Below are 2342 nucleotides of genomic sequence, written 5' to 3'. Positions count from 1 at the left end.
GGGTGAATTGTTCAAGATGCCAATCGACTATATTCCGGATCACCCGACACTGGAAAGCTACAAATTCCTGATAGAGAACGTAGGGCTTTTTGATAAAATCGGAAACACAGTTCTGATCGTAGGTATCACAATTGTGGTAAGTACTGTTCTTTGTGCCATGGCGGCATATGGATTTTCAAGATTCAGAACAAAGGGGATCAGCATTGCCTTCGCATTCATTGTTGCAACAATGTTGATTCCGGAAGTTGTAACAGCAAGACCGTTGTATGAATTCATGAGAGCAGTAGGACTGTATGACACTTATCCGGGTCTGATCATTCTTTATATCAGCGCAGTCGTTCCATTTACTGTATTGGTCTTAAAGAACTTTGCATCGGAGATCCCGGTTTCCCTGGAAGAAGCAGCAGCCATTGACGGAGCGAATTTTATTCAGAGATTATTCAAAGTGATCTTACCGCTGATGAAACCTGCAATTGCTACAGTTTGTATCATTAACTTTATCACCTGTCTGAATAACTTCTTTACTCCGTTGTATTACTCCAATGATATCCAGGTGCTGTCTGTTGCAATTGTACAGCTGCCACTTAGAGATAACATGTATGGTGTTCCGTGGGATCTGGTAAGTGCCATGGGTTGGATCATCCTGTTACCGATTATTATTTTCGTAGCAGTCTTTGAAAAACAGATTATGGATGGTATAATGGCAGGAGGAGTAAAAGCATAATTGGTAATTGTTCATAGGAGCATTAACCTGTGAAACGAGTTCTTGTGAATGAAGTGAACAGTAGTACTAAACCTGATATTATTTGCAAACCAGAAGGAGGATGTAACAATGTATAACGAATTTGGTGGGACTTTAAGTAATTTAGCATTAGCGAAACATAGAAAAAGCCGCGCGATCAATGCGGAAAATCCAAGAGGAGAAAAAGGAAAAGGCGGTATGGCAGCCAGTGATCTTGGACCATCCAGAAAGGGAAGCCCGTGTCTTAGAGATATTGCAAGTGGTCAGACAGTGACACTGGCAGAGATCGAGGGACCTGGTGCAATCAACCATATCTGGATTACAGTGGATGCAAAAACCACAGACGCAGATTGCTTTGTACTGAGAGATCTGGTTCTTCGTATGTACTGGGATGATGAAGAGGAACCGTCTGTAGAAAGTCCGCTGGGAGACTTTTTCTGCTGTGGTTTTGGTAGAGAATGCAATGTAAATTCTATGCCGATCGCAGTAGTGCCAAGCAGAGGATTGAACTGTTATTTCCAGATGCCTTTCAGAAAAAAAGCAAGAATCACTCTGGAAAACCAGCATGTCAATCCAATTCCGGCATTCTTCTACCAGGTGGATTATTGCCTGTATGATGAGGGACTGCCGGAGGATATCGCTTACTTCCATGCACAGTGGAGAAGAGAAAAGATCACTCAGTTGCAGAAAGATTATGTAATCCTTGATAATGTCAAAGGAAAAGGTCACTATGTAGGTACTTATATGGCACTGACAACACTGGAGCGTTACTGGTGGGGTGAAGGTGAGGTTAAGTTCTATATCGACGGAGATGAAGAATATCCTACTATCTGCGGAACAGGAACAGAAGATTATTTCGGTGGTTCCTGGAGTTTTGCTAAGCAGGTAGACGGTAAGACCGTGGAACAGAATTATTGCACACCTTATCTGGGATATCCATATTATTCTTCTCACGATGAGTTGATTCACAATTTCTATCACAATGACGATGTTATGCCGATGAGAGGTTTTTACCGCTGGCATATCCAGGATCCGATCTGTTTTGACGAGGATCTGAAAGTGACGATCCAGCAGATCGGTGCGGGCCACAGAGGATTATTCGAGAGACAGGATGATGTGGCAAGTGTGGCATACTGGTATCAGGCAGAACCACATAACAGCTTCCCGGAACTTCCTGGTAAAGAAGATCGCTGGCCAAGATAAAAACGAATTGTTTTGCCTGAATATGTGAAAAAAAAGCAGAGGAAATCTGTTCATGAAGAACGATTTCCTCTGCTTTTTAAGTTACGCGAGCAACGAGCCAAAGTCTGTGTCTGCATGGTACCCTGGCGACTACCGTGTCCCCATCTTACGCACCACACACAAAACTGCTCCGATCACATTCATGAACAAAAAGGATTTGCCCAGATCATCCACGATATGGAAGAACAATTTGGCTCCTTTCAGCGGAGCCGGGCTAGCGGGAAGGATGGGATAGGCATAAGTGGATACAAATGCCAGAAGAACCAGAACAACGAAACCGAACAGCCCCCGTCCCATATCTACCTGGCGGATCTTGCCGTGATCCGGCATCCGTTTTCTGCTGGCGATCCACAGTGCC

3 protein-coding genes are annotated in these 2342 nt (G+C 43.9%); 2 read left to right on the top strand and 1 reads right to left on the bottom strand.

Going from position 1 to position 2342, the window contains the following annotated elements:
* On the top strand, positions 1–724 hold a 724-nt coding region (locus tag MSA64_RS07135), incomplete at its 5' end, for a carbohydrate ABC transporter permease (protein ID WP_287891136.1).
* A 108-nt stretch (positions 725–832) separates the two neighbouring features.
* Positions 833–1945 carry a glycoside hydrolase family 172 protein gene (locus MSA64_RS07130; protein ID WP_287891134.1) on the top strand — a complete coding sequence of 371 codons (1113 nt, stop codon included), beginning with the start codon at positions 833–835 and terminating at the stop codon, positions 1943–1945.
* Positions 1946–2074: 129 nt separating this feature from the next.
* Here MSA64_RS07130 and MSA64_RS07125 read toward each other — a convergent pair.
* Positions 2075–2342 (bottom strand): hypothetical protein (locus MSA64_RS07125; protein WP_287891132.1); only part of this gene is annotated, 268 nt, incomplete at its 5' end.

Source organism: Oliverpabstia sp. (assembly GCF_022785585.1).
Classification (GTDB): Bacteria; Bacillota; Clostridia; order Lachnospirales; family Lachnospiraceae; genus Oliverpabstia; species Oliverpabstia intestinalis.
Note: the sequence above shows the minus strand (reverse complement) of the source record. Positions and strands in the feature narration are given on the sequence as shown.

Excerpts from the sequence above, each read along its gene's own strand:
- MSA64_RS07130 (WP_287891134.1), top strand. The coding sequence starts at position 833 with ATGTATAACGAATTTGGTGGGACTTTAAGTAATTTAGCATTAGCGAAA.